This window comes from Enterococcus ureasiticus (assembly GCF_001730285.1).
Lineage (GTDB): Bacteria > Bacillota > Bacilli > Lactobacillales > Enterococcaceae > Enterococcus_L > Enterococcus_L ureasiticus.
This window is the reverse complement of sequence record NZ_MIJZ01000013.1, coordinates 192,858-219,097: the sequence shown is the minus strand read 5'-3', so window position 1 is coordinate 219,097 and position 26,240 is coordinate 192,858. Positions and strand designations below refer to the sequence as shown.

The 26,240-nt window shown below is 35.8% G+C and carries 31 protein-coding genes, 1 tRNA gene and 1 pseudogene; 23 read left to right on the top strand and 10 right to left on the bottom strand.

Features of this window, described 5'->3' with window-relative positions; genetic code table 11:
- The first annotated feature begins 15 nt into the window (after nt 1–15).
- On the top strand, nt 16–327 hold the full coding sequence (gene hisE / locus BCR21_RS09420; RefSeq protein WP_069646212.1) for a phosphoribosyl-ATP diphosphatase: 312 nt from the start codon (nt 16–18) through the stop codon (nt 325–327).
- A 57-nt stretch (nt 328–384) separates the two neighbouring features.
- On the opposite strand, the gene BCR21_RS09415 is transcribed toward hisE, so the two are convergent.
- Nucleotides 385–783, bottom strand: coding sequence for a DUF4828 domain-containing protein (locus BCR21_RS09415; RefSeq protein ID WP_069646211.1), 399 nt, complete (start codon nt 781–783; stop codon nt 385–387).
- Nucleotides 784–1,002: 219 nt separating this feature from the next.
- Here BCR21_RS09415 and sfsA point away from each other — a divergent pair, with 219 nt between their 5' ends.
- The 16 genes from sfsA (at nt 1,003) to BCR21_RS09335 (ending at nt 16,998) form a co-directional block, all read left to right on the top strand.
- Nucleotides 1,003–1,740: a DNA/RNA nuclease SfsA gene (gene sfsA, locus BCR21_RS09410; protein ID WP_069646471.1), complete on the top strand. Its 738-nt coding sequence runs from the start codon at nt 1,003–1,005 to the stop codon at nt 1,738–1,740.
- Between the two features lie 8 nt (nt 1,741–1,748).
- On the top strand, nt 1,749–2,750 hold the full coding sequence (locus tag BCR21_RS09405) for a Gfo/Idh/MocA family protein (protein WP_069646210.1): 1,002 nt from the start codon (nt 1,749–1,751) through the stop codon (nt 2,748–2,750).
- A gap of 26 nt (nt 2,751–2,776) precedes the next feature.
- The gene (locus tag BCR21_RS09400) at nt 2,777–4,057 is read left to right on the top strand and encodes a DEAD/DEAH box helicase (protein ID WP_069646209.1); all 1,281 of its coding nucleotides are present in this window, start codon (nt 2,777–2,779) and stop codon (nt 4,055–4,057) included.
- 41 nt (nt 4,058–4,098) lie between these two features.
- Nucleotides 4,099–6,813 (top strand): sigma-54-dependent transcriptional regulator, encoded by a 2,715-nt coding sequence (locus BCR21_RS09395; RefSeq protein WP_069646208.1) that lies wholly within the window; start codon nt 4,099–4,101, stop codon nt 6,811–6,813.
- 149 nt (nt 6,814–6,962) lie between these two features.
- The gene (locus BCR21_RS09390) at nt 6,963–7,280 is read left to right on the top strand and encodes a PTS sugar transporter subunit IIB (protein ID WP_069646207.1); all 318 of its coding nucleotides are present in this window, start codon (nt 6,963–6,965) and stop codon (nt 7,278–7,280) included.
- A 35-nt stretch (nt 7,281–7,315) separates the two neighbouring features.
- Nucleotides 7,316–7,636 carry a PTS lactose/cellobiose transporter subunit IIA gene (locus BCR21_RS09385; RefSeq protein ID WP_069646206.1) on the top strand — a complete coding sequence of 107 codons (321 nt, stop codon included), beginning with the start codon at nt 7,316–7,318 and terminating at the stop codon, nt 7,634–7,636.
- 111 nt (nt 7,637–7,747) lie between these two features.
- Complete coding sequence (locus BCR21_RS09380; RefSeq protein WP_069646205.1) at nt 7,748–9,040, top strand: PTS sugar transporter subunit IIC; 1,293 nt, start codon at nt 7,748–7,750, stop codon at nt 9,038–9,040.
- 121 nt (nt 9,041–9,161) lie between these two features.
- The gene (locus BCR21_RS09375) at nt 9,162–10,559 is read left to right on the top strand and encodes a glycoside hydrolase family 1 protein (RefSeq protein ID WP_069646204.1); all 1,398 of its coding nucleotides are present in this window, start codon (nt 9,162–9,164) and stop codon (nt 10,557–10,559) included.
- A 225-nt stretch (nt 10,560–10,784) separates the two neighbouring features.
- On the top strand, nt 10,785–11,105 hold the full coding sequence (locus BCR21_RS09370) for a PTS sugar transporter subunit IIB (RefSeq protein ID WP_069634466.1): 321 nt from the start codon (nt 10,785–10,787) through the stop codon (nt 11,103–11,105).
- Nucleotides 11,106–11,134: 29 nt separating this feature from the next.
- Nucleotides 11,135–11,455 (top strand): PTS lactose/cellobiose transporter subunit IIA, encoded by a 321-nt coding sequence (locus BCR21_RS09365; RefSeq protein ID WP_010771280.1) that lies wholly within the window; start codon nt 11,135–11,137, stop codon nt 11,453–11,455.
- Nucleotides 11,456–11,587: 132 nt separating this feature from the next.
- Nucleotides 11,588–13,042, top strand: coding sequence for a PTS sugar transporter subunit IIC (locus tag BCR21_RS09360; protein WP_069646203.1), 1,455 nt, complete (start codon nt 11,588–11,590; stop codon nt 13,040–13,042).
- A gap of 72 nt (nt 13,043–13,114) precedes the next feature.
- Complete coding sequence (locus BCR21_RS09355) at nt 13,115–13,333, top strand: hypothetical protein (protein WP_010762909.1); 219 nt, start codon at nt 13,115–13,117, stop codon at nt 13,331–13,333.
- A 20-nt stretch (nt 13,334–13,353) separates the two neighbouring features.
- Nucleotides 13,354–13,551, top strand: coding sequence for a DUF3188 domain-containing protein (locus tag BCR21_RS09350; protein ID WP_069646202.1), 198 nt, complete (start codon nt 13,354–13,356; stop codon nt 13,549–13,551).
- Nucleotides 13,551–13,964, top strand: a complete 414-nt coding sequence (locus BCR21_RS09345; protein ID WP_069646201.1) for a DUF3284 domain-containing protein — start codon at nt 13,551–13,553, stop codon at nt 13,962–13,964. Before BCR21_RS09350 ends, BCR21_RS09345 begins: the two co-directional genes overlap by 1 nt.
- A gap of 253 nt (nt 13,965–14,217) precedes the next feature.
- Nucleotides 14,218–15,621, top strand: a complete 1,404-nt coding sequence (locus BCR21_RS09340; RefSeq protein WP_069646200.1) for a PTS sugar transporter subunit IIC — start codon at nt 14,218–14,220, stop codon at nt 15,619–15,621.
- Nucleotides 15,622–15,801: 180 nt separating this feature from the next.
- The gene (locus BCR21_RS09335) at nt 15,802–16,998 is read left to right on the top strand and encodes a GNAT family N-acetyltransferase (protein ID WP_069646199.1); all 1,197 of its coding nucleotides are present in this window, start codon (nt 15,802–15,804) and stop codon (nt 16,996–16,998) included.
- Nucleotides 16,999–17,050: 52 nt separating this feature from the next.
- Here BCR21_RS09335 and BCR21_RS17000 read toward each other — a convergent pair whose 3' ends face one another.
- Nucleotides 17,051–17,197: a hypothetical protein gene (locus tag BCR21_RS17000; RefSeq protein WP_167351775.1), complete on the bottom strand. Its 147-nt coding sequence runs from the start codon at nt 17,195–17,197 to the stop codon at nt 17,051–17,053.
- A gap of 178 nt (nt 17,198–17,375) precedes the next feature.
- Here BCR21_RS17000 and BCR21_RS17275 point away from each other — a divergent pair, with 178 nt between their 5' ends.
- Both BCR21_RS17275 and BCR21_RS09330 read left to right on the top strand, forming a co-directional pair.
- On the top strand, nt 17,376–17,498 hold the full coding sequence (locus BCR21_RS17275; protein ID WP_276204492.1) for a hypothetical protein: 123 nt from the start codon (nt 17,376–17,378) through the stop codon (nt 17,496–17,498).
- 174 nt (nt 17,499–17,672) lie between these two features.
- Nucleotides 17,673–17,749, top strand: a tRNA-Arg gene (locus BCR21_RS09330).
- Nucleotides 17,750–17,982: 233 nt separating this feature from the next.
- On the opposite strand, the gene BCR21_RS16995 is transcribed toward BCR21_RS09330, so the two are convergent.
- From BCR21_RS16995 to BCR21_RS09325, 3 genes are all read right to left on the bottom strand, one after another.
- Nucleotides 17,983–18,126: a hypothetical protein gene (locus BCR21_RS16995; RefSeq protein ID WP_167351774.1), complete on the bottom strand. Its 144-nt coding sequence runs from the start codon at nt 18,124–18,126 to the stop codon at nt 17,983–17,985.
- 283 nt (nt 18,127–18,409) lie between these two features.
- A complete protein-coding gene (locus BCR21_RS16665; RefSeq protein ID WP_455326405.1) occupies nt 18,410–18,613 on the bottom strand; it encodes a cysteine-rich KTR domain-containing protein in 204 nt (67 codons plus the stop codon).
- A 100-nt stretch (nt 18,614–18,713) separates the two neighbouring features.
- Nucleotides 18,714–19,250: a flavodoxin family protein gene (locus tag BCR21_RS09325; protein ID WP_069646198.1), complete on the bottom strand. Its 537-nt coding sequence runs from the start codon at nt 19,248–19,250 to the stop codon at nt 18,714–18,716.
- A 151-nt stretch (nt 19,251–19,401) separates the two neighbouring features.
- Here BCR21_RS09325 and BCR21_RS09320 point away from each other — a divergent pair, with 151 nt between their 5' ends.
- The gene (locus BCR21_RS09320) at nt 19,402–19,878 is read left to right on the top strand and encodes a MarR family winged helix-turn-helix transcriptional regulator (protein WP_069646197.1); all 477 of its coding nucleotides are present in this window, start codon (nt 19,402–19,404) and stop codon (nt 19,876–19,878) included.
- Nucleotides 19,879–19,903: 25 nt separating this feature from the next.
- Nucleotides 19,904–20,740: a DUF6544 family protein gene (locus BCR21_RS09315; protein WP_069646470.1), complete on the top strand. Its 837-nt coding sequence runs from the start codon at nt 19,904–19,906 to the stop codon at nt 20,738–20,740.
- 61 nt (nt 20,741–20,801) lie between these two features.
- Here BCR21_RS09315 and BCR21_RS16660 read toward each other — a convergent pair.
- The 4 genes and pseudogenes from BCR21_RS16660 to BCR21_RS09300 all read right to left on the bottom strand — a co-directional run.
- Nucleotides 20,802–20,963, bottom strand: a pseudogene (locus tag BCR21_RS16660) (conjugal transfer protein); the annotation flags it as partial.
- A 4-nt stretch (nt 20,964–20,967) separates the two neighbouring features.
- Nucleotides 20,968–21,357, bottom strand: a complete 390-nt coding sequence (locus tag BCR21_RS09310; RefSeq protein ID WP_139125642.1) for a hypothetical protein — start codon at nt 21,355–21,357, stop codon at nt 20,968–20,970.
- A 460-nt stretch (nt 21,358–21,817) separates the two neighbouring features.
- Entirely contained in the window at nt 21,818–22,468 is a 651-nt protein-coding gene (locus tag BCR21_RS09305) for a uracil-DNA glycosylase (protein ID WP_069646195.1), read from the bottom strand.
- 62 nt (nt 22,469–22,530) lie between these two features.
- Nucleotides 22,531–23,769, bottom strand: coding sequence for an aminopeptidase (locus BCR21_RS09300; RefSeq protein WP_069646194.1), 1,239 nt, complete (start codon nt 23,767–23,769; stop codon nt 22,531–22,533).
- A 255-nt stretch (nt 23,770–24,024) separates the two neighbouring features.
- Here BCR21_RS09300 and BCR21_RS09295 point away from each other — a divergent pair, with 255 nt between their 5' ends.
- On the top strand, nt 24,025–24,597 hold the full coding sequence (locus BCR21_RS09295) for a TetR/AcrR family transcriptional regulator (protein WP_069646193.1): 573 nt from the start codon (nt 24,025–24,027) through the stop codon (nt 24,595–24,597).
- Between the two features lie 84 nt (nt 24,598–24,681).
- Here BCR21_RS09295 and BCR21_RS09290 read toward each other — a convergent pair whose 3' ends face one another.
- Nucleotides 24,682–25,125, bottom strand: a complete 444-nt coding sequence (locus BCR21_RS09290) for a flavodoxin (protein ID WP_069646192.1) — start codon at nt 25,123–25,125, stop codon at nt 24,682–24,684.
- Between the two features lie 336 nt (nt 25,126–25,461).
- Between BCR21_RS09290 and map the strand changes: the two genes are divergently transcribed.
- Nucleotides 25,462–26,226, top strand: coding sequence for a type I methionyl aminopeptidase (gene map, locus BCR21_RS09285; protein WP_069646191.1), 765 nt, complete (start codon nt 25,462–25,464; stop codon nt 26,224–26,226).
- The last annotated feature ends 14 nt before the right edge of the window (nt 26,227–26,240 follow it).

Genomic DNA, 26,240 nt, shown 5'->3' with positions numbered 1-26,240 from the left:
AATGGAGGGAAAAAGATGATTGAAGCACTTTATGAAGAGATAAGAGCGCGTAAAGAAGAACCCAAAGAAGGTTCCTACACAAATTACTTATTCGACCAAGGGCTAGATAAAATTCTGAAAAAAGTCGGAGAAGAGGCAACAGAAGTGGTCATTGCAGCTAAAAACAATCAAGCTGAACTAATTACTGAAACGTCTGACCTAATATATCATATGCTCGTTCTGTTAGTTGAAACAGGAGTTTCTTTAGAAGAAATTAAAACGGAACTAAAGAAACGAGAAGGAAAACTAAGTAAAACCAAAGAACGTAAACAAATCGATGAACTGTAAAATAATAGAAAATTAAAAGAAGCGATCCTCATAAAATAATTTTGAGGACCGCTTCTTTTAATTTTCTGTTGGACAATCTAAAGAATCAGTTGCTTCTAAGACATAAGTAGCATCATCTGCTTCATCATATAATGAAGCAGGCTGATCATTCAAACATTGAACAATCAAATGATACCCATATTCATCTTGTGCGACTAACCGTTTATTGGTTAATTCAACTAACATGTAACTTAGTTTTTTGCCATCAATAATGATCTGTAAATCATCTTCGATGGTTAATGTATGTTGCGTGGCTTTTACTTTATTAACAAACCACCAACTGCCTAAATAACGTTTATATAAATTAGGAATCTCTGAATCCGTTTGTTGACTCTCTTGTTTCTTTTTCAAGAACAATGAGCCCGCAATACCCGTAATAAGTGATGCACCTAAAAATAATGACCAATGTTTTTTCATACTATCATTCTCCTCCAAGACAATCATATCACGAAATTAAAAAACAAACTATTCGAAAATCTTTTCCTATAATAAAATTTAATGAAGTCATAACTATTTTTAAATCTGAACAAATTTTTCAGTAAAAACGCTCTCCGACGTATGAAGAATTATTTGAACGTTTGACGATGCTTTTTCATCCAAAATATGGTATTGTTTTGGAGAAAGGGTGTTACAATGATTACATATAAGAACGTGCATTTAGCACATTTTATAAATAGACCGAATCGTTTTATTGCAGAATGTCGGTTGCAGGAAACTGGTGAAATGGTAACGGTTCACGTAAAAAATACTGGTCGCTGTAAAGAACTATTTTATCCAGAAGTGGAGGTCGCATTATCGTATCAGCCTTCTCCAAAGAGAAAAACAGATTATGATCTGATTGCTGTCAAAAAAGATACTGCTTGGTTTAATATCGATAGCCAAGTTCCTAATGCGTTAGCGGCTCAAGGTATTGAAGCAGGTACGATTATATTGCCAGGTTTAAAAGGTAAAATTGTTTCGGTAAAAAGAGAAAAGCGTTTTGCCCAGTCACAATTTGATATATTAGTTGAGACAGATACTGGCAATCAAGCATTTGTTGAGGTTAAAGGAATGACCTTGGAAAATCATGGAATCGGCGCGTTTCCTGACGCACCAACACTACGAGGCTTGAAGCATGTGACCGAGTTGATTGAAGCCATGAAAGAAGGGTATCAAAGCTATGTATTGTTTGTCATCCAATTTGAGAAAGTTGAAGTGGCGACAATTCACACAACTATGCAACAAGCTTTAGCAGAAATGATTTTATCAGGACAAAAACAAGGGCTAAGCGTCATTGCTTACAATTGTAGTGTCACTCCTGATACAATAGCAATAGAACATCAGATACCATTTGATGTCACAAAAACGTTTGAAGATCCAAATTCAGAAAGGTGAGGGTAAATATGATTCACTTAGGTATAATTGGAACAAACTGGATTAGTCATCAATTTGTCAAAGCAGCATTGGAAACAAATCGCTATGATTTAACAGCGGTTTATTCACGCAAATTAGAAACAGCGCAAAAATTTGGTGAAGAATACGGCGATGTTGAGTATGCAACGGATTTGAATACATTTTTTGGTATTGCGCATATGGATACGGTTTATATTGCTTCGCCTAATTCCCTTCATTTTGAACAAGCGAAACAAGGGATTTTGGCAGGAAAAAATATTATTGTTGAAAAACCAGCCTTCTCAACGCCAGCAGAAATGGCAGAGATCATTGAATTAGCGAATCAGAAAAAGGTTTTCTTTTTTGAAGCAGCTCGCAATATTCATGAGAAAAGCTTCAAGAAAATTCGCGATTTATTGCCTTTGAAAAATCAAATTACAGGTGCAAACTTTACTTATATGAAATATTCATCACGCTATGACCAAGTACTCGATGGACAAGAACCAAATATCTTTTCTCCACATTTTTCTGGAGGCGCTATGGCGGATCTGGGTGTCTATTTAGTTTATGCTGCTGTAGGCTGGTTTGGTATGCCGAACGAAAGTCATTATTTTGCACGGAAGATCCCGACAGATGTAGATGGGATCGGTACGGCTATTTTAAGATATGACTTGTTTGACGTGACACTACAGACAGGGAAAAATGCGGATTCTTTCTTAGATTCTGAAATTTATTTTGATGGTGGAACATTAGTTTTAGATAGTGTAAATGCCATCTCTAAAGCAGAATTTTATGATCGAAATCATCAAGAACGTGATATCATTTCTTTAACAACAGAAGAAAATCCGATGATCGAAGAAGCCAATGATTTTGCTGATGTGCTTGAAAATTCTAACGATCCAACAATGGGCGTTCGTTATGAAGAATGGGTAGAGTTATCACGCAATGTAAATAAAGTAGTAACAACTTTAAGGAAAAGTGCTGGCATTGTTTTTGATGCAGACACAGAATAAACAGCGTTAACGAAGAAAGGACTATTATGACATTTAACAAAAATTTACCAGAAGCTTGGCAAGAACATTGGCAAGCTTCTGGTTTTAGCGAGCCATCAATGATTCAACAAAAAAGTTTCCAGCCTTTAAAGGAAAAAGAGAATGTCTTGGGGATTTCCCCAACAGGCTCAGGTAAAACGCTAGCTTATGTTTTACCACTACTTCTAAATGTAGAAAAAGACCAAGGAAGTCAGTTGTTGATTTTAGCACCTTCACAAGAATTAGCAGTCCAAATCAGCCAAGTTGTACGTGATTGGGCAACGTTACTTCAATTGAAAACTCAAACCTTGATCGGTGGTGCCAATGTCGGCCGTCAAATCGAAAAATTAAAAAAGAAACCAGAAATTTTAGTAGGAACACCTGGCCGTGTAATGGAGTTAATCAAAACAAAGAAAATCAAAAGCCACTTACTAAAGACCATCGTAATGGATGAAGTAGATCAACTATTTCATGAAAAAGAATTAAATTTGACCAAACAAATTCTAGCCAGTGCACCAACAAAGTTTCAGTTAGTCTTTTATTCAGCAACGGCTGATCGAGTGGCAGAAGAAGCCCAAAAACTAACGGATCAACTGACGATCATTGATGTAACAGGTGAAGATCAATCTGGTGGTGTTGTGAAACATTACTTTATGGCTTTATCTCCGAGAAAGAAAAGTGATTATTTAAGAAGCTTAGCTTATACACCCGATTTTCGGGCGATGGTATTCTTCAATCAAGTAGCTGATTTAGGGTCAGTAGAAGAAAAATTGATTTATGAAGGACTGGCAGTCGCAGGTCTTGCTTCAGATCAGAATAAAACTTTACGTAAACTCGCAATCGATCAATTCGCAAAAAATCGAGCGGTCATGCTTTTGACAACAGATATTGCGGCTAGAGGATTAGATTTTAATGCGATCCCATTTGTTGTGAACGCTGAAGTTCCTTTATCTGAAGAAAGCTATATTCACCGAGCAGGACGCGTTGGCCGAATGGGCGCTTCAGGTTTTGTCATTACATTTGTCAATGATGCAACCAAACGAGACTATCAACGCTTGATGAAAAAAATAGAGCTTCCTTTTCAGGAAATCTTTCTTTACGATGGCGCAATCCATCTGACTAGAAAAGAAAAAAGTTTAATAGAGGAAAAAACGGTCTCTTCAAATATGACGGTAAAAAAAGAACAAGCAACAAAGACGCTGCCAACGAAAAAAACAGCAAAACCTAAAAATCGTCCCAAAAACACTAAAAATAAAGGGGCTAGACGGAAACCGTCTAAACCTGAATAATAGAGATAAAGTAAGAACGTCATGATTTAAGGAGGCTATCCATGAAATCTAGAAAAGACGAGATTTTAGCAGTTTTAGAATTAAAAAAAGAAGGCATGACGGCAGCAGATGTTGCTCTTGAGCTTGCAATCGATCGAAGTAATGCCAGCCGCTATTTAAGTGAATTATTCAAAGAACACAAGATCATTAAAAGTGATGGTCGTCCAGTTATTTATTCAGTTGTAACAGAAGAAGACAAAGTCCATGTGGATCATTCTAGTGAGGTAACGTTTGATAACTTAGTAGGAGCGCAGGATTCTTTAAAGGTCAGCATCCAACAGGCAAAAGCGGCGATTTTATATCCGCCGCGTGGCTTACATACCATTATTTTTGGTGAAACTGGGACCGGAAAATCATTGTTTGCTGAATGTATGTATCATTTTGCAGTTGATTCTAAAACCTTAGCGGCAGATGCTCCTTTTGTTTCTTTCAACTGTGCTGATTACGCTCAGAATCCTCAATTGCTTTTCGGACATATTTTCGGGGTCAAAAAAGGAGCGTATACTGGTGCCAATGAAGATAGCCCAGGTTTGATGTCAAAAGCCGATGGAGGGATTCTCTTCCTTGATGAAATCCACCGATTACCGCCGGAAGGGCAGGAAATGCTGTTTACATTTATTGATAAAGGCATCTATCGTCCCCTTGGTGAAAGTGGTCAAACCTATGAGGCCTCTGTTCAAATCATTGGTGCAACAACAGAATCTTCTGAAAGCTTTTTAACAACATTCAATCGTAGAATTCCTATGGCGATCACATTGCCGTCTCTAGATGCACGCTCGCTTGATGAACGCTATGATATTATTTCATTATTTATTAAACAAGAAGCAAATCGGTTGAATCAACGAATCGATATTAAAAGAGAAGCTATCCTAGCTTTTATGTTGTACGATGCAGAAGGTAATATCGGTCAAGTGAAACGGGATCTAAAACTTGTTTGTGCCAAATCATTTCTTCATTATCGTACACATGATGAATCTAGTTTGGTGATTCAAAAACGAGACTTGCCGCTGCAAGTGCAAAAAGGCTTATTAAAAATCAAAGAAGTTTCTGATCGCTTAGATCGTTTTGTTGATAGCAAGAGTAATTATTTAAGCTTTGAACCAGGGACAAATGAAGTTGTCTGGTCTCAAGATCCAGCTCGTGATATGCAAGTCTATAATGAAATTGAAGAGAAAGTTGCGACTTTATCAGCAAATGAATTAGAAAATGTCAATTTAGAACAGCTGATTTCAAGTGATATGGATGCTTATTTTCAAACCTATGTGGATGAATTGACACAAAATCCTGTGCACAAAGAATTATTGCCAGAACCAATTTGGAAGCTGACGGACCATTTATATGACATCGCAGAAAAAAGATTAGAGCGCACGTATAATGAAAAAGCCCGCTTTGCCTTTGCCTTACATCTGCAAAGTACGATCGATCGAGTTAGAGAAGGACACGTTATCGTTCATCCTAATTTAAATAATGTCAGAAAAAAAATGAAAAAAGAATTTCAGGTGGCTATGGATCTGTCTGCTATCATAGAGGAAGAAAATAATATTGAAATTCCTTTTGATGAAATTGGTTTTATCAGTATGTTTTTATCGATCAACGTTGGCAATAAAGAAAAAGTCCACGCTAACAATGTTGGTGTAGTAGTTCTGATGCATGGTGATTCTACAGCTTCAAGTATGTTGAAAACAGCACAAGAATTGCTTGGAACAGAAACCGGTGTTGCCCTGAACATGCCGCTTACGATGGAAGTTCAAACGATGTATGAACAACTGAAAAGCTTTGTCTTGAATCATCGTGATAAATTAGTAAATGGTATGTTGCTTTTAACAGATATGGGCTCACTGAATTCTTTTGGAAATTTGATTTTTGAAGAGACAGGTATTCGAACAAAAGCGATCACGATGACTAGTACAATGATCGTGTTAGAAGCGATTCGCATGGCAAGTGTGGGACGAAGTTTAGAAGATATTTATCAAAATATCCAAATGTCATTTGAAAGTATTATTAGAGAGCAGTTTCGTACCAGCCCACAAAATCGTGAAGATGTTAAAAAAGCGGTAGTGGTCACTTGTTTTACTGGTGAAGGTGTTGCTGCAAAATTATATCAACGAATTTTACCTGTGATCGACGAAAACAAAGTAGAAATCATTCAAATGCAGTTTTTAGAGCGGGAAGCCTTCAAAAAACATATCGACAGTTTAATGGAGGATTATGAAATAAAAGCAATTGCTGGAACCGTTGATGTAGAATATCAAAATATCCCATTCTTTTCAGCGTATGACATTTTTGATGATGAGAAATTAAATGTGCTCAAACGAATTGCAGGTGATGAAGTGCCAACGGAGAAAATCGTGAAATCATTAGGTGGAACGATCACTGCTGTTGACTCACTACAGAAATTGATCGTCATGCTGCAAAAAACAGTTCATCAAATCCAAACAGATATGCATACTATTGTAGAGCCTGGCGTTGATGCCGGCATCGTGATTCACCTAGCTTTCTTGGTAGATGCTATTTTGAAAGGTGAGAAATCAAAAGAATTCGATAATCTTGCAGAGTTCATGAAAAAGAACCGTTTAGAAACAGACGTCACTAGAACAAATTTAATGGTGATTGAAAAAGCTTATCGTGTAGCCTTTACCGAGTCAGATATTGCACATTTGACACAATTGTTTTTAGAAAATAGAATTGAACTGATTACAGAATATAAGCAAAATTGATTAGTGTGTAATCGTTAGAAAAATAGTGTGTACACAATCTGTATAGACCAAAACCTTGTTGTTACTAGGTTTGGTCTATATTTTTTTTGGCACGCTTCTTGCTTTATATAAAAGTGTAAATACAATTAATTTAGAAGGAGTGTAATAAAATGGCTAAAAAAACAATTATGTTAGTATGTTCAGCAGGAATGAGTACAAGTTTACTAGTAACAAAAATGCAAAAAGCAGCAGAAGAGCGTGGAATGGAAGCAGATATCTTTGCAGTATCAGCATCAGATGCAGATAACAACTTAGAAGCGAAAGATGTAAACGTATTACTTTTAGGCCCACAAGTTCGTTTCATGAAAGCACAATTTGAACAAAAACTAGCACCTAAAGGCATCCCTTTCGACGTGATCAACATGTCTGATTATGGCATGATGAACGGCGAAAAAGTGTTAGATCAAGCAATTGCTTTAATGGGATAATAATCAAAATAAAAAAATGAATGGAGTTTTAGAATATGGAAGAGCAACAAAATTTAGAAGCAGTTATGGGATTGATCATGTATGGAGGAAACGCTAAAAGCGATGCAATGGAAGCGATTGCCGCAGCCAAAGCAGGAGATTTCGAATTAGCAGATCAAAAAATCGTTGATGCAGAAGAATCTTTAGTACAAGCCCACCATTCTCAAACAGGAATGTTAACACAAGAAGCACAAGGAAACCATATCCAAGTAACATTATTAACAGTTCATAGTCAAGATCACTTGATGACGTCGATCGCTTTTACTGATTTAGCAAAAGAGATCATTGATTTATATCGTCGTATGGATAATGAATAAGAACAACCAAAATAGAAAATGGCCCGTTTAGATAACGGGTCATTAGTCAAAACTGATTTGAAGAGCATCATTGCTTTTTAGATAAATAGTGTATAGGGGGATTTACAAGAAATGGACGGATTTGTTCAATGGATGGAAAAACATTTTATGCCAAAAGCCTCAGTAATTGCGGCTCAACGCCACTTAGTGGCCATTCGTGATGCGTTTGTCGTTACGATGCCATTAATGATTTTAGGAGCGTTAGCGGTACTTATCAATAATTTACCAATACCTGGATTTCCAGAATTGATGGATAAATTATTCCCAATGATCGTCAATGATGCACCAATTTGGAAGAGTTTCGGTGGAAATATCTGGAACGGAACATTTGCAATTTTTTCAATTTTAGTTGCATTTTTAGTAGCGTATAATTTAGTGAAATCTTACGGTAAAGACGGAATTGCAGCAGGAACTGTTTCAGTTGCTTCATTCTTTGCGGTTGGTGGATTAAGCGGAACGGATGCTACAGGATTATTTATTGCTTTAGTTATTGCACTTATTTCAGGTGAAATTTTCCAAAGATTAGTTGGAAACGATAAATTAGTTATCAAAATGCCGGATGGCGTACCACCAGCGGTTGCGAAATCATTTGCAGCATTGTTACCTGCAATGATCACAATCAGTCTGTTTAGTTTGATTACATCGATTTTATTTGGATTTGGAATTGAAAACATTGTTGTATCATTTTATGAAGCAGTTCAAAAACCATTTATGGGATTAGCAAACAGCTACCCATCTGCATTATTATTAGCATTTATTACACCATTCTTATGGTTCTTTGGTTTACATGGAGCGAATATGGTTGAGCCGTTGATGCAAACAATCAATTTACCAGCGATCGATGCCAATATCAAAGCGTTAGAAGCAGGGGAAAAAATTCCTTATATTGTTAATAAACCTTTCTTTGATTCATTTGTAAACTTAGGTGGAACAGGCGCTACTTTAGGTTTGCTGATTGCAATCTTCTTGGTGGGACGTAAAAACAAACCATTTAAAATCATCACAAACTTAAGTTTTGCGCCAGGAATTTTCAATATTAATGAGCCAGTGATGTTTGGGCTGCCAATCGTATTGAATCCAATAATGTTTATCCCATTCATCATTATCCCGATGATTCTTGTAACAATCGCATACGTTGCAACTGCAGTCGGTCTTGTTCCAGCTGCAACAGTTATTGTACCTTGGGTAACACCACCGATTATTGGTGGATTCTTGGCAACGAAGAGTATCGCTGGTGGAGTCTTAGCTGCAGTGAACTTGCTGATCTCTGTATTGATTTATATTCCGTTTGTTAAAGTAGCAACGGATCAATTCTTAAAACAAGAATCAGCAGCGTTAGCGCAAGAAGAAAACACACAAGCTTAATGATAGACGAATAGATAAAATCTTCTCAAGAGAAAGTGAGACAAAACAAAGTCTTTGTTTTGTCTCGATTTTGAGGGATTTTATCTATTTTCAAATAAAATTATATTAGGAGATGACGATTATGAATTATCAGTTTCCAGAAGGTTTTTGGTGGGGATCTGCGGCTAGCGGACCTCAAACAGAAGGTATTTTTGCAGGTGATGGAAAAGCGCAAAATATATGGGATTTTTGGTACGAAGAAAAACCTGAACTATTTTTTAACGAAGTAGGCCCGGATAAAACTTCTCAGTTTTATAAGAAATATCATGAAGATATTCAATTGATGAAAGCAACGGGTCATAATTCTTTTCGGACATCGATTCAATGGAGCAGATTGATTCCAGATCCAAAAACGGGAGATGTTAATCCAAAAGCCGTTGAATTTTATAATGATGTGATCAATAGCTTGTTGGAGCAAGGCATTGAACCTTTCATGAACTTATATCATTTTGATATGCCAATGGTATTGCAAGAGCAAGGCGGTTGGTTGAATCGTGATGTTGTCGATCAGTATGTGTTTTATGCTAAGACTTGCTTTGAATTATTTGGAGACCGTGTGAAAAAATGGTTTACACACAATGAACCAATCGTGCCGGTTGAAGGTGGTTACTTATATGGATGGCATTATCCAGAAGAAGTAAACTTAAAACATGGTGTTCAAGTTGCCTATCACGAAGCCCTAGCTAGTGCTAAAGCGATTGAAGTATATCATAATATGAATTTAACTGGAGAAATTGGAATCGTCCTTAATTTGACGCCAAGTTACCCTAGAGATCCTGAAAATGAAGAAGATGTTAAAGCTGCTCGATTAGTCGATGGGTTGTTTAATCGTTCATTTTTAGATCCTGCTGTAAAAGGTCATTTTCCAGAAGATATAGTGGCGTGGGTCAAAGAACAAGAGTTGATGCCTGAAACAACACCTGAGGATTTAACGACTATTGCAGAAAATACAATCGATCTTTTGGGGGTCAATTATTACCAACCTCGAAGAGTTAAAGCCAAAGAAACACCGATAGAAATCGCAGGAAATAGTATCTTACCTGAAGATTTTTATGATGTATATGATATGCCCGGTAAAAAAATGAACCCATATCGTGGTTGGGAAATTTATGAAAAAGGCATTTATGATACCTTAATGAACTTGAAAGAAAACTATGGCAATATCCGTTGCTATATTTCTGAAAACGGCATGGGTGTAGAAGGCGAAGAACGTTTCGTGAATGCTGATGGAATGATTGAAGATGATTATCGAATCGAATTTGTCACAGATCACTTAAAATGGGTACATCAAGCAATACAACAAGGAAGCCAAGTCCAAGGGTATCATATGTGGACTTGTATGGATAACTGGTCATGGTTGAATGCCTATAAAAATCGCTACGGATTTATTGCTGTCGATTTAGACAATGAAGCAAAAAGAACGATCAAAAAAAGTGGTTACTGGTTTAAAGAGTTAACTGAAAATAATGGTTTTAACTAAAAAGAAGACAACTATCTAACGATTCTTCAAATTAATAGAAATGTCTTTATAACGGGAAAGAAAGCGCACACAAAATCTAGTGTGTAGCATGTGGAATAGTAGTGTGTACACAATCTGTATAGACCAAAACCTTGTTGTTACTAGGTTTGGTCTATACTTTTTTTGGCATACTTCTTGCTTTATATAAAAGTGTAAATACAACTAATTTAGAAGGAGTGTAATAAAATGGCTAAAAAAACAATTATGTTAGTATGTTCAGCAGGAATGAGTACAAGTTTATTAGTAACAAAAATGCAAAAAGCAGCAGAAGAGCGTGGAATGGAAGCAGATATCTTTGCAGTATCAGCATCAGATGCAGATAACAACTTAGAAGCGAAAGATGTAAACGTATTACTTTTAGGCCCACAAGTTCGTTTCATGAAAGCACAATTTGAACAAAAACTAGCACCTAAAGGCATTCCCTTCGACGTGATCAATATGTCTGATTATGGCATGATGAACGGCGAAAAAGTGTTAGATCAAGCAATTGCTTTGATGGACAAATAAAAAAATAAAAAATGAACGGAGTTACAAACGTGGAAGAGCAACAAAATTTAGAAGCAGTTATGGGTTTGATCATGTATGGAGGAAATGCTAAGAGCGATGCAATGGAAGCGATTGCCGCAGCCAAAGCAGGAGACTTCGAATTAGCAGATCAAAAAATCGTTGATGCAGAAGAATCTTTAGTCCAAGCCCACCATTCTCAAACAGGAATGTTAACACAAGAAGCACAAGGAAACCATATCCAAGTGACTTTATTGACGGTTCATAGTCAGGACCATTTAATGACAGCGATTGCTTTTACTGATTTAGCAAAAGAGATCATCGATCTATATCGCCGTATGGATAACGAATAAGCTGTGATATTTTCTTTTTTGAACGGAAGAAAATAGAGGTTAAAGTTTTTTGAACGGGACTTTAACAGCTACTTTGTTTTAAGGAGCTTAATCGCTCTTTAGATAAAAATTATTTATAGGAGGAATTAAAAAATGGATGGATTAACAGCCTGGATGGAGAAATACATTCTACCTGTAGCCGGTAAAATCGGCGCTCAGAAACACTTGGTTGCATTACGTGATGCCTTTATCGGAACAATGCCGGCAACAATGGCAGGTTCGATTGCAGTAATGATCAACGCGATGATTCGTGACTTGCCGCAGCAGTTTTTCTCAGACTATGCAGCAAATCTCGCTGCAGACAAAGGTATCTTTGCAGTTATTAATGTTATTATTGGAATCAACGGTTTTGTTTGGAATGGTACTTTGGCGATTGCCGGTTTGATTTTTGCCTTTTCTTGGGGCTACAATCTAGCGAGAGCATACAAAGTAAATGACTTAGCGGGTGGTATCGTTGGTTTAGCAACATTGATTCAAGGAATTGCTTTTGCTTATTCTAATACATTAGAAACAGCTGTTCCAAAAGAATTAATGAATACAATCAATGAAAATTCAGCAACAAGTGGTTGGTCAGCAACAGCTGAAGGCTTAACAGCAGGCGGTTGGGGTTGGTTAAAACTGGATCACTTAAATGGTAACGCATACTTCACAGTAATGATCATGGGTGCAATTTCTGTTATCATTTTCTGTAAATTAATGTTGGCGAATATCACGATCAAAATGCCTGATTCAGTTCCGCCAGCAGTATCAAAAGCTTTCGCTGCGATTTTACCTGCAACGATCGCATTATATGTTATTGCAATTATTAACTATGTAGTAGGTAAATTAACGAACGGACAATTGATCATCGATCTAGTTCAAAAATATATTGCAGAACCGTTCTTGGGCTTATCTCAAGGTCTGGGCGCTGTATTGATCGTAACGATCTTCGTTCAAATTTTCTGGTTCTTCGGAATTCATGGTCCAAACGTATTGGCACCAGTTTTAGAAGGTATCTGGGGACAAGCACAATTAATCAATATCGATATTTTCCAAAAAGGATATAAAGGCTTAACTGGTACGCCAGCTGTCTTGAAAGCCATTGATGATGGAAAAGCGTATATGTGGGTTCGTGGTTCATTTGATGCATTTGCATGGTTTGGTGGTTCAGGTGGTACGATCGTCTTGATCATCGCTATCTTGTTATTCTCTAAACGTGCAGATTACCTAACAGTTGGTAAATTGTCATTAGGACCTGGTATCTTCAACATTAACGAACCAATCATGTTTGGTTTACCAATTGTATTAAATGCAATCATGTTTGTACCATTCTTAGTAGCACCAGTTGTTGCAACAACAATCGGCTGGTTAGCAACTTACTTCGGATTAGTAGCGCCAGTATCACAACAAGTGACGTGGGTTGTACCGCCAATCTTGCTATCATTCTTAGCAACAGGAGCAGACTGGAGAGCGCCAATCGTAACGCTTGTGTGTATGGTGGTTACATTCCTTATCTGGACACCGTTTGTTATTGCAGCCAATAGAATGGAACCAACAGATTTTGAGTAAAAAATAAAATAGTATGTTGCTTTCGCTTCTCTGGAAGTGAAAGCAGCTACTTAATTGTTAGGAGAGCTTAATATGATCACAATTGCTAGTGCAATGCAACAAGAAGAAATCAAAAAGTTATTAGAGAACTATGATGGTGGAGATTTTACATACACTTTTAAAGAAAAAAAAGGAATCAAATTAGCCTTTGATGTAACAGGAGACAAAGAAGAAGCAGCTAAAAAAGCAAAAGAAATAATCAAAGCACAACCTTGGGGCGGTGTCTTGTTCTTCCAAGCAGCTGCAGTTTAAAAAGATTGGATGGATGTAAAATGGTAAGAAATGGTTTATTCGTATGCAGTATTGGCTTAATAATAATTTTATATGCGCTTAATCCTGCATCAATGAAGTATGATTTGTTAAGTATGACGACAGGTATTTTCTTAGTGATTGTTGGAGGGTACTTTTTCTTCAAAGGCAGAAAGAAAGAAGAACAAAATAAGAAAAATAGTAACGAGGTGAAAAGATAATGGAAATTATAAAAAAAATGAATATTCCTGCATCTGTTTTTTATGACCAAGTCATGGATTCTGTTTTGTTTGATATACGGAAGCATACGGGCAAAAGTTTAACAAGAAAACAATTGAACAACTTTGAATACGTCAAGGAATTTTCAAAAAATAGCCGGGCTCGTATCAAAGTAGAAAAACTTGTTGAAAATTCATCTTACCATTTTAGAACATCTACAACAAAAAATGATTTCTTGGTCCAATATGATATCAAACCACTAGATGAAAAATCTTGTGAGATTCGTTATAATGAAAAAATGGAATCCTATGGGTTTTTACAAAAAATGAACGATGCCGTACTTGGCACTATACTTATGTTTTTTAAAAAACGCCAGTTTACTAAAATGTTAAAAATGATGGAAGAATCATATTGATGAGAGTGTCATAGAGGCACTCTTTTTTTTGCGCATTTTTTACACACACAACACACAGTGTAACAAGTGTGTAATTCAGTGTGTTGAGAAAGCGCTTTATATTCACTCTGTTTTGGTATAGATCAATTTGGCATGGTTATTGCTTATTATAAGAATGTAAGGTTATATTGATACAATATTTTACATGGAGGTATGAACCAGTTTTTAAAAAGTGAACACTTTTTAAATAAATAAATTTTTGGGAGGACAAAAAATGAATGGATTAACCGCGTGGATGGAAAGGTATATCTTGCCTATTGCTGCAAAAATTGGGGCACAGAAACATTTAGTTGCACTCAGAGATGCGTTTATCGGTATGATGCCGGTTACGATGGCTGGAGCGATTGCCGTTTTACTAAATGCGTTTATGCGCGATTTTCCGAACACGTATCTAGGAGAAGGAAATGCAATTACTAGTTTCTTCACGCCGGTGATTGCGATAAATGGTTTGGTTTGGACTGGAACTCTAGCTATCATGGCCGTTGTTTTTGCTGCATCTTTAGGATACAACGTAGCAAGGGCTTATGATGTCGATGCCTTATCAGGTATGCTAATATCATTAGCTGCATTTTTTATTGGTTTACCACAAAGTGCAACTGCGACAGTTACCTTAGCTGAAAAATTACCAAAGAATATTGCCCAACTTTTTACTGATGCGGGTGCGACTGTCAATACGGTTGATGGTGTTTCTGCTGTTGATGCGGGTGCTTGGGGGTATTTCCCATTTAGTAAATACATGGGTGGAACAGGCTTGTTTACAGCAATGATTTTTGGTTTTATTTCTGTTATTATATTTGCTAAATTGATGAAGAAAAATATTGTCATCAAAATGCCTGATTCAGTGCCACCAGCAGTATCAAAAGCTTTTGCTGCAATTATTCCAGGTGTGACAGCTTTATATGTATCAGGATTGATTTATCATGTATTTGAACAATTAACAGGGAAATTATTGATTGATTGGATATCTGAATCGATTCAAACGCCATTGCTCGGTTTATCCCAAGGTTACGGGGCTGTCCTCTTGATTGTCTTATTGGTGCATGTTTTGTGGTTCTTCGGACTCCATGGAACCAATATTATGTCACCGGTTTTACAATCGATTTATGGTGTAGCGATGGTTGATAATACGAATGCGTATCAACAAGGAAATGAAATCCCTTACAAATGGGTTGCTGGTTCCTTTGAAGCATTTGTTTGGCCTGGTGGCGCGGGTGTTACATTGGTTTTGATTATTTCTATATTACTCTTATCTAAACGTGCAGATTACAAAACTGTCGGCAAACTTGGCATAGGGCCAGGATTATTCAATATCAATGAACCAGTGATGTTTGGTATGCCAGTTGTCTTGAATCCGATTATGCTGATTCCATTTATTGTAGCGCCATTAGTAACAGCTACAATCGCTTATTTCGCTACAATGGCTGGTTTGGTGAATCCTGTTGTTGTGAATGTGATTTGGGTAATGCCGACGATTATTAGTGGTTTCTTAGCAACAGCGGGTGATTGGCGAGCAATTGTCTTAACGATTGTCAATTTGGCTGTCGCATTTGTTATTTGGGCTCCGTTTGTTATTGCGGCGAATAAAATGGATCCAAATTTAGGAGAGCCAGAAGAATAAAGCGAAAATCGTTTTAGATTGTTATAGTGTAAGTGAACGAGTTGATGAGACTGGGATAGACTATTAATGGTCATGTCCTAGTCTTTTTTTGTATTGACAGAGTTCGCTTTTTTCTGGACATCGTTTTACATTGGAGTACAATGAAAAGTAAGAAGTTACTTATAGTTAGGGTGGATCAAAATGGAAAAAGAAGTACGTATTATGGGTGAAAAAAATATAGATGATATTTTCGATTTAGCAGCATATGCTTTCAATGCTGAAAAAACAGAAGAGCGGAAAAGGCGTTTTAAGAAAATTGTCGCACACTCTTTGAATTATGGGTATTTTTTAGAAGATGCTTTAACAAGTCAAGTGATTTCTACACCATTCAAAGTGGCATTTCATGGAATCAGTTACCAAATGGCTGGAATTGGTTGTGTTTCTTCTTATCCTGAATATCGGGGACGAGGGGGCATTTCAACTATTATGAAGCAGCTACTAGCAGAACTAGCTGAAAATAAGGTTGAATTAGCATACTTAGCGCCATTTTCATATCCTTTTTATCGAAAATATGGTTTTGAGCAGGTATTTGAACAAATTAGTTATACTGTTAAAGCAGCAGATTGGCCAAACGTGAAGGCAACGCCAGGCAAGATGAAACGAGTTACCTATGAAGAAGCCAAAAGTGTTTGTCAGCAAATCTATTCTGAGTTACCTAACAACCAAAGAGGGGCAGTAATTCGGGAATCTTGGTGGTTTGAGTATGCATTTGGTCTGGATGATAAGAATTTATTTGCACTTTATGAAGACGAATTGGGCAATCCTCAGGGCTACTTGATTTATCAATCTAGCGCAGAGCGTTTTGTGATTAAAGAATGGGGCTATCTAACGAATCAAGCCTTTCAATCAATCATTCGTTTTATTGGTTCACATAATGGTTCATCGCGAGAATTTCATTTAGAAACAGGTTTTGATGGTGAAAATCTAAGCTATCTAATGTCGTCGCCATTAGTAGAAATGAAAGTGACCCCTTTTATGATGGCTAGAATTGTTGATTTAGAAAGCTTTCTGCGTAAGTATCCTTTTACTGTAGGAAGTGCTGAAGCTTATTATCTTAAAATTGAAGATGATTATGGTTCATGGAATAATGGAATCTGGGAATTGTTAATCGATGAAAATGGTCAGAGTTCTGTAAGAGAACTTGATCAAATCCCTGAATCATTGAGTGAAGAGGATGTAATTGCAAGCACGATTCAAACATTGACACAACTTTTTATGGGGTACCGCAGAGGGACTCAATTACATTTCTATGGAAAAATTTCAGGAAAAGAAAAAATGATCCAGTCATTGGATCAACGTTTAGTAACAGGTATGCCGATTTTGGCAGATTATTTTTAAAAAATAGGCTAAGTGAATTGATTATTTCAACATTCACTTAGCCTATTTAAATTTATACCTTATTTTTCTCATCTTCTGTTTTTTCTCCTGCGGGGTCGTCATGATATTCTTCTAAAGCTTCTTTAAAAATTTCTTCTTTTTCCTGCTTATAATTGTCCTGACGCTCAGCGAAAATCTTTTCTTTCGTTTTATCCGTCATGTGTGTTTCCTCCAGTTTCTTTATTTACCATAAAAGGTATAGTTCAAGCTTAACATCCATAAAAAGACTTTACGAATTTTTTGATTACAAGCAAATGATTAGCGGAACGAGTTGAAACTCCTTATACTATATAGTAAGTAAACAAATAAAAGTCAAATAATGAAAGGTAGTGGAGAACATGAGTAAAACCAAAGAAGAAAAAGTTGCAAGAAATGGTAAAATCGGTAAAACATTAGCTGTTATTGTAGGTGGCCTTTATTTAGTTAAAATGTTAAAAGGCAAAAAGGATATTAAAAAATAAAAAATTAGGAAAGTGATGCTGATCTTTATATCAGGATCGCTTTCTTTTTATTTTCATTGACACTGAATGAAAAGACTTCTAAAATAAATAAGGGATGTTCTCGTAGCTCAGTAGGACAGAGCAATTGCCATTTAACTATTGAAATATGTGGTAAGTCTTCGTTCCACGACATATGTGCTCGTAACTCAGATGGATAGAGTGCGACCCTCCTAAGGTCGAAGCCGTGGGTTCGACTCCCTCCGAGCACGCCATAGAAATCACGCTGAAAGCCTTTAAATATTAGGTTTTCAGCTTTTTTATATGTTTTTATTTTAGAGTTATTCCCTTGTTTGATGTTTCTCTTTTTATTAGTTATTACAATAGATGATTTTTTAATAAATATTACTGCTGTTAGCAAGAATTGCACGCTCCAAAATTATTAGCAAGTTTTCAGCATTTCTTGTAGACGTTGTTTGTTATCATCGTCAGACATGAAATGCAATAACTACATAAGGAATTGATCACCTTCTAGTTTAGATTCTTTACCTGATGCCGCTTCTACTTTATCAAGGGTATCATAGAACTGTTCATCCATCTTTTTCGCATTTAATCTACGATCCTCATCGATAACTCTCGAATACACATCCATGACCATTTCTGCTCATAAAAGAAAGGACAACTGTTTGCCTGTTTACTCCTATCACAAGTGGTAGGGGAGTAAATCTTCGAAAAAAAGACAGAAAGTTTATTTTTTTCAAAAATAAAAAAAGCACTCTTTCATTAAGAAAAAGTGCGCATTAAAATAGGTATTAGATAGTGGGTAACCATCTTTTGGCAAATATCGAATAAACATAGTAGCGCCTTCAATCACTACCTATCCAATGTGCGCTATAAAGCAAAAGAGCCAATAACTTGAGAATCTAGTCTCCTTGTTATTGGCTCCGCGTCTTAGTGTCTAGCTCTATAATTTTAGTCATCTTGTATTTTTTTATATTAATCAAATTCTCCTGCTTACGTTTTGGACAATATAAAGGAAAATTAGTCATAATTGTATCTTCTCGAATTTTCGTGTGTGTTTTATTATGGCAAATAGGGCACGTAATCCATTTTTGTATAATAACAAAAACCTCCTTCAAAAAGGTTTAAACATCTTGAGTTTGAAATAAATCATTATCAAAACGAGAATAAATGTCTTTGTTTAATACTACCAATGAATACAGATAGATCGTCAGAATTTTAGTTATTTAAATAATGCTTTTTCAAAAATGTATCCAGCTTTTCACTTTCATCTTTGTTTGTTTTTATTGTATTAATTTTGTTAGAATCATCAAACCAATTTTTCATCTCGTTTTCTTCCTTAGTTTCATCAGTAAATTTCCCAGTTACGAAAAGAGTAATGTTTTTATTGGTGATATGCTTATCAGTTACATAATCTTCAAGAAGTGTGGAAACTTTCCCAAAATACACAGGCGACCCAAAAATAATTAAATCATAATCGTCAGTACTGTAACTTGAACCATTTCCTGGCGTATTGATAATAACCGTATAGTCATTTTCTGCAAGTAATTTTGCGATGTGTACACTTATTTCTTTTGTTGTATCCCCGTTTGAAGGTTGATACATTAAGAGTGCTTTCTTCTTTCCTTCTCCATAAATTTCTTCATTGAATGAATATTTTTTGTTAAGAATGCTCCCTGTCCAAATATTTAGCAAAACAAAAATCATGATTAGCATCGCCAAAACAATACCTATAATTATTAATAGTTTTTTCATCTTCATTTCTTCTCCTTAATCATAGTGAATAGTAATAAGTTACCTATTGACATTATAGTAACGAGTTACTATAATGTCAATAGAGTATCTAAGAAAATGTTAATACGGCAATAGAAGATTGAAAAGTGTTTCACTTAAAATGGAGGTATGTATGGAAATATATAAATTAATTGAACAGTATAAGGGTGAAAGAAATAAAGAAATACGAGGGATTTTCTCAAGCATTTTCATTTTTCAAAATCGACTACAAACAATTTTTGACAAGGCAGATCCTTATATTACAGTTAAACAATTTATGTTGTTAGCCATGGTAAAACATTCAACTGAAAAACAAACATATACTCATTTAGGAAAATTACTTGGTTGTTCAAGGCAGAATATAAAAAAATTAGTGATTTCGTTGGAAAAAAAAGGCTATCTAATTAATCAAAAAAGTAATGAGGATAAACGCACTTCATATATTATAATGACTGAAAAAGCAAATGAATATTTTGATGAAATTTCAAATATTCACCAAATTCACCTTGCAGAATTATTTAGTGAATATTCAGATGAAGAAATAAGTTTCTTATATAAAACTTTGATGAAATTGCATAGTAGCATAGATAAGTTTGAAAGAGAATATTGATATGAAAAAAAGGAGAAAACGTAATATGGGAATTGTACTTGGTATGGTAATAGCGCTACTTGGTGGCTTCATTATTTTTATGAACATACCTTACTCTCCAGTAGTATCTGAATTTAGAGAATTGCAAAAAGAAATTAATCTAGGTAGCACTAACTTTGAAAGCAAAGTATTTACAATGAAGGACATAGCGTACCTGCCCAAGCCTGTTCAAAACTATTTTATTCAATGTGGTTTTATCGGGAAGCGTAAAATGAAAATTATGAATGCGAAATTTTATGACGCAGACTTCATCTTGAATAAGGGTTCAAAGCCTATTAAAATAAACTATTTCCAAAGTAACGTTGCTAATGCGCCTATTCGATTGGCGTTAATTGATACTTCTATATATGGATTACCTTTTCAAGGAATTGATAAATATATAGATGGAGCAGGCTCCATGAAAGGTGTTCTAGGAAAAGTATTTACTTTGTTTGATGAAGGCGGAACAGAATTTGAAAAAGCGAGTTTAGCTACTTATCTTGCTGAATGTTTCTTGGTTCCTAGTGCAATTTTAGAAAATGATATTGCATGGGAAGAAATTGATGAGTATACAGTTAAAGCAATTATCCATTATAAGGACGTATCGGTTTCAGGTATCTTTACTTTTAATAAAGATGGAGAAGTTATTTCATTTTTTACAAAGGATCGTATGGCGATTAGTACCGACGGAACAAAAGAAAATGCACCATGGTCTGCAACCTTTAAAAATTACATAAGCAAAAATGGAGTTAAAAATCCAAGTAGACTACAAGGTATCTGGCACTATAGTGAGGGAGATTCAATTTATTTTGATGGCAAACTTAGCGAAATTAAATATGAATAAAACTTGCGGGTTCCTGTAACGAAACTGCAAGTTTTTTGCTTTATCTTATAATCATCCAATTTTATTTTTTTTCTAGCATCAACTCAAATTGAGAAATCTGTACCGCTTTTGTTTGTGAGTCAAGATATTTCACTGAAACACTAACCGTGACCTGATTATCCTTTTGATTAAATACAGGATTCATAAGTTCCACAAAAATATAATCTTTTCCAATTGATTTTAGGCTGTCATTGCTCATAATTTGGAATAGTAGAGGAGATATATTGATCTCCAAGTTCTTCCCAAATCATTATTTGTATAACGGTATAATTATAATTACTTTGAGAAGTCATTGTAAATCCATAATAAGTAATTTTGGATAGAATATCCTTCTTAGCATTTACATATGCTTCTGGAATATATCCACCACCCGTATCTGCTAGGATTCCTGATTCAACGCAAAATACTTTCTTACCATCTACTTTCATAATGTAGAATGGATCATGGGTAATGGCATAACTTAGATGTGGGCTTACTCCTGTGTAACTGTAGCCAGTGACTTCATCTAAAACTAGGTCACTTGCTTTGGCAATTGTTCCTGTACCTAAAAAACTACTAATCAAGGTGGCGATTATCATAAGACAGGCTACAGATTTTTTTAATATGGTTCGTTTGGTTTTCATGAAATAATTCCTTTCTGTTAATTTTTTGAACGACAAAAAAGACGCTCAGTTTTGAACGTCTAATCATAAAATATTTAATTGTAAATACGAGTATCTAATGTTTTTGATAGATGATTTTACAAAGTAGAGCAATTGGTCTTTTGCTAACAGCCTGCTAACATTTTCTAGTTTAGTAGAAGATATTAGAGGGAAGTAACTTCCATTAAGAACAATCGCTTCATTGCTTTTGTAAGGCATTAGGTACTATTATTAACCGTTTAAGAATATGAGAGTATATCATACATAGAGAACTCCTAAGCGATAGGTCGCTGGTTCGATTCAAAAAACACCTGTCAAACGTTGATTTGATGGGTGTTTTATTTGTGCCAATAATATTTTGTTGAAACTGTCTTTTTATTCGATAAATTACTGACATCTAGTTCAAATCACGATTTTTCAAAAGTGAGCCTAAAAGCAACCAATCGGACTCAATAATAGGTTCAAGTTTCTGATTATAAAAAACAGCTGCAGGATGATAGATTGGGAACACCGGATAGCTTTCACTTGTTTTAGTGAGTTGATTTTTCTCTTTTGAATAGACCAAAATCGGTAAATGGAGCAACTGTCCGTGATTTTTTGAAATCATATAATCATTTCCCAAAAGCCGCTGCAAACCAATATTGCCCATCGGTACAAAGATTTTTGGCTGGATCGTTTGGATTTCATAATCTAACAACGGGGCATAAGCTAATATCTCAGACTTAGTAGGCGTTCGATTTGGATATTTTGTTTCAACAATTCCAGTTCTTTTATTGAGTTGTTCTTTTATACTGAAAGGTCGACTTCGAACAGCACTCGTAATATAGATATCTTCTCGGCTCAAACCTGATTCAGATAACCAACTATCCAGTTTTTTTCCTGATTTACCGCTAAAAGGGATCTTTGTTTTTATTTCTGTTTCTCCCGGAGCTTCTCCAATCAGCATCAATACTGCATTTTTAGGGCCTTTTCCAGAAAGAAATCCTTCTAAATTATGTCCTAACATTTTTTGTTCAACTGCTTCAACTAGTTTTTTAGGATAGTTCATAATTGCATGTCTTCTCTCTAAAAAAACGCGCTGATCTATTCAATCAGCACGTTTTTTTCTTTTTAAGCCCAATCACCATTTCGGAAAATGGGAACTCGTGTGCCGTCTTCTCTAATACCGTCGATATCCATTTGATCTGATCCAATCATGAAATCAACATGAGTATGACTGCGGTTTAGGCCTGCATTTTGCAATTCTTCTTCACTCATTTCAGTTCCACCTTGTAGATTGAAGGCATAAGCTGATCCGAAAGCTAAATGATTTGAAGCATTTTCGTCAAATAAAGTATTGTAGAAAATGATCCCAGATTGAGAAATCGGTGATGGATCTGGGACTAAAGCGACCTCACCTAAATGACGTGCACCTTCGTCTGTTTCAAGTAACTTCGCCAATACTTCTTCACCTTGTTCAGCAGAAAATTCAATGACTTTACCGTCTTTAAATGTAAATTTCATACCAGAAATAGTTGTTCCAGCATAACTTAATGGTTTGGTACTAGAAACAACACCATCAACATGACGGCTATCAGGCGCTGTAAATACTTCTTCTGTCGGCATATTGGCCATGAATTTTTCGCCACGAACGTTGTCGCTACCAGCACCTTCCCATAAATGATTTTTAGGTAAGCCAATCACTAAGTCCGTGCCAGGTGCTGTATAGTGTAATGCCTTAAATTGTTCTTTATTTAATTCATCTGCTTTTGTTGCTAACTTGTTGTCATGTGCTTCCCATGCGGCAACTGGATCTGTTTCGTAAACACGAGTTGTTTTAAAGATTTCATCCCAAAGCGCATCGACTTGCTGTTCGCTATCTTTTAAATCAGGGAAAACTTTAGCTGCCCATTCTTTACCAGCAGCAGCTACAACTGTCCAGCTGACTTTATTAGATTGAGTCGCTTTTCTTAAATTAACCAAAGCTTTGCCAGAAGCTGATTGGAAAGTTGCTACACGATCTGAATCAACACCAGCTAAAGCATCAGGGTTGGATGATACAACACTAATTCGGCTGGCGCCTTTATTGATCCAGTCATCTGTTTGATCTATTTTATGTTGAGGAATGTTTTCCAAGTATGTTTCGTCTGCATGTAATAAAAATTCACGTTGAACGATATCGTCATTCCATTGAACAATTACTTCGCCGGCCCCTAATTTATACGCTTCTTCTGTAATCAATCGTGCTAGAGGAGCTTGATCGACACTGATTTGTAAAACGATGCTTTGACCTTTTTGAACATTGACACCTGTTTCAACAATTAATCTAGCATATTTTTTTAATGTCTCATTAAAATTTGGTAATGTCATAGAATAACCTCCTAGTTTTTCTTTCATATAACGGTTAATATCATAACACGTACAGTGCGCGAACTCAAACAAACGAGCAAGTTCAGCAGCGTATTTAATTCTGAAAAAAAGCTCTTGAAAGTCCCGTATAATCAAATAAATAAAATAATATAAATCGAGGGACTAGTATTTTGCAGAATAAACAAATCATGTTACAATAACTGTAGTATTTATATGGAAGCGTTGTAAAGGATAGGTAGAGGGGATTGAAAGATTATGGCAAGAAAAAAAACAATTACTAAAGATCAGATTTTAAATGCTGCATACGAAGTAGTGGCCACTGAAGGCTTTTCGAAATTCACCGCACGAAACATTGCAACCAAAATGAAATGCTCAACACAACCTATTTACTTAGAATTCAAAAATATGGATGATTTAAAAGAAGAGTTGTTTGAAAAAATCCATCAATATTTGGCAAAAGAAGTATATCCTATCAAACATACGGGTAACACTATTGTGGATCTAGCTTTGAATTACATTCACTTTGCTAAAAACGAAAGTAAATTATACCGTGCGTTATATTTAGAGGAATACGGTGGCGGAAAAAGAATGCAGGAATTTTCGTACAGCTACTTTTCCAATGCGGTCAAGAAAGATCCCGATTATGAGAAACTAAATGATACAGAGATCAATTCTCTTCATATGGGAACGTGGATCGTTGCAACAGGAATTGCAGCATTGATGACTTCTGGAATCATTCATCCAAGTGAAGAACAAATTGAACGTTTGATGAGAGAAGCAATTGATCAAATATTAGAGCGAGACGAACCGATTGATATTGACAATTAAAAACAACTAAAAGTGGAGGCTGGAAGAAAACTCATTGAGTTTTCTTCCAGCCTCCTTTTGTCTATATTCGTTGATTTCTACTAATTATTTTACAGCGTCTGCTAATTTTTTAGCAAAGGCTTCAAGATTTTGAATATCTTCTTCTTCAGCGGCTAGATCGACTTTTACGCTTTCTGCTCCTTTTGTCGCCCCAATTTTTGCGAAAACAGCATCAAAGTCATCCACTGATTTACAAAACTCGTCGTAAAAAGTGTCCCCAGATCCACAGACACCGTAAGTTTTTCCTGATAGGTTGATTTCTTGTAACTCTTCGTAGAAATCTACTATTTCATCAGGTAATTCACCATCACCATATGTGTATGTCGCAATGACACAGATGTCCGCATCGTCAAAATCTTCAGGATCAACTTGTGTACATTCATTGATTTCTACTTCAATATCTAAATTTTCAAAAGCTTCAGCAACGATATCTGCGATTTCTTCTGTATTTCCAGTCATACTTGCATAAACGATTTTAGCTAAGGTCATTAGATTTCCTCCTTCAAATAATACAATCTTGATTATATCAGAAGAACGAAGGTTGTGTAAATTACAAAATTGAGGATAGAAACTAAGAAGTTGCTTCTATGACACCGTTTATGGGAGGTAAGAGACCAAAATAAGAATGAAATCTATTTTTTACAACTACTTTTCAGTGAAATTTTCATAAATTATGATAAAATACTCTTATATAAAGATTATCTAGCTCCACGGGCTAGTCTCGTATTTTTCTAAGAGACTGAACAAGCCCGCTGCGCTTTTATCTTTTCCAGTAAAGGCTGAACAAGCTCTTTCAGCTTTTAAATTTTAGGAGGACGATATTGAATGATTACACTAAAATCACCAAGAGAAATTGAAATGATGGATGAATCTGGAGAATTATTGGCAGATGTTCATCGTCATTTACGTACGTTTATCAAACCAGGTGTTACGAGTTGGGATATTGAAGTATTCGTAAGAGACTTTATTGAAAGCCATGGCGGAATTGCCGCACAAATTGGGTTTGAAGACTATAAATATGCGACATGTTGCAGTATCAATGATGAGATTTGCCATGGTTTTCCTCGGAAAAAGCCTTTAAAAGACGGTGATTTGATCAAAGTAGATATGTGTATTGATTTAAAAGGCGCTGTATCAGATTCTTGCTGGGCTTATGTAGTAGGTAAATCAACGCCTGAATTGGATCACTTAATGGAAGTAACGAGAAAAGCATTGTACCTCGGGATTGAGCAAGCCCAAGTCGGTAATCGTATTGGTGATATCGGACACGCAATTCAAACGTATGTTGAAAGTGAAAACTTATCTGTTGTAAGAGATTTTGTAGGTCATGGCATTGGCCCAACTATTCATGAAAGCCCAGTTATTCCTCATTATGGTGAACCAGGAAAAGGGTTACGCTTAAAAGAAGGAATGGTCATTACGATCGAACCCATGGTCAACACAGGAACTTGGCGAATGAAAATGGACCCAAATGGCTGGACAGCTTATACTTTAGATGGCGGTATTAGTTGTCAATTTGAACATACATTAGCTATTACCAAAGATGGACCCAAAATTTTAACTTCTCAAGGAGAAGAAATGACATATTAATCAATTAGAGGAGA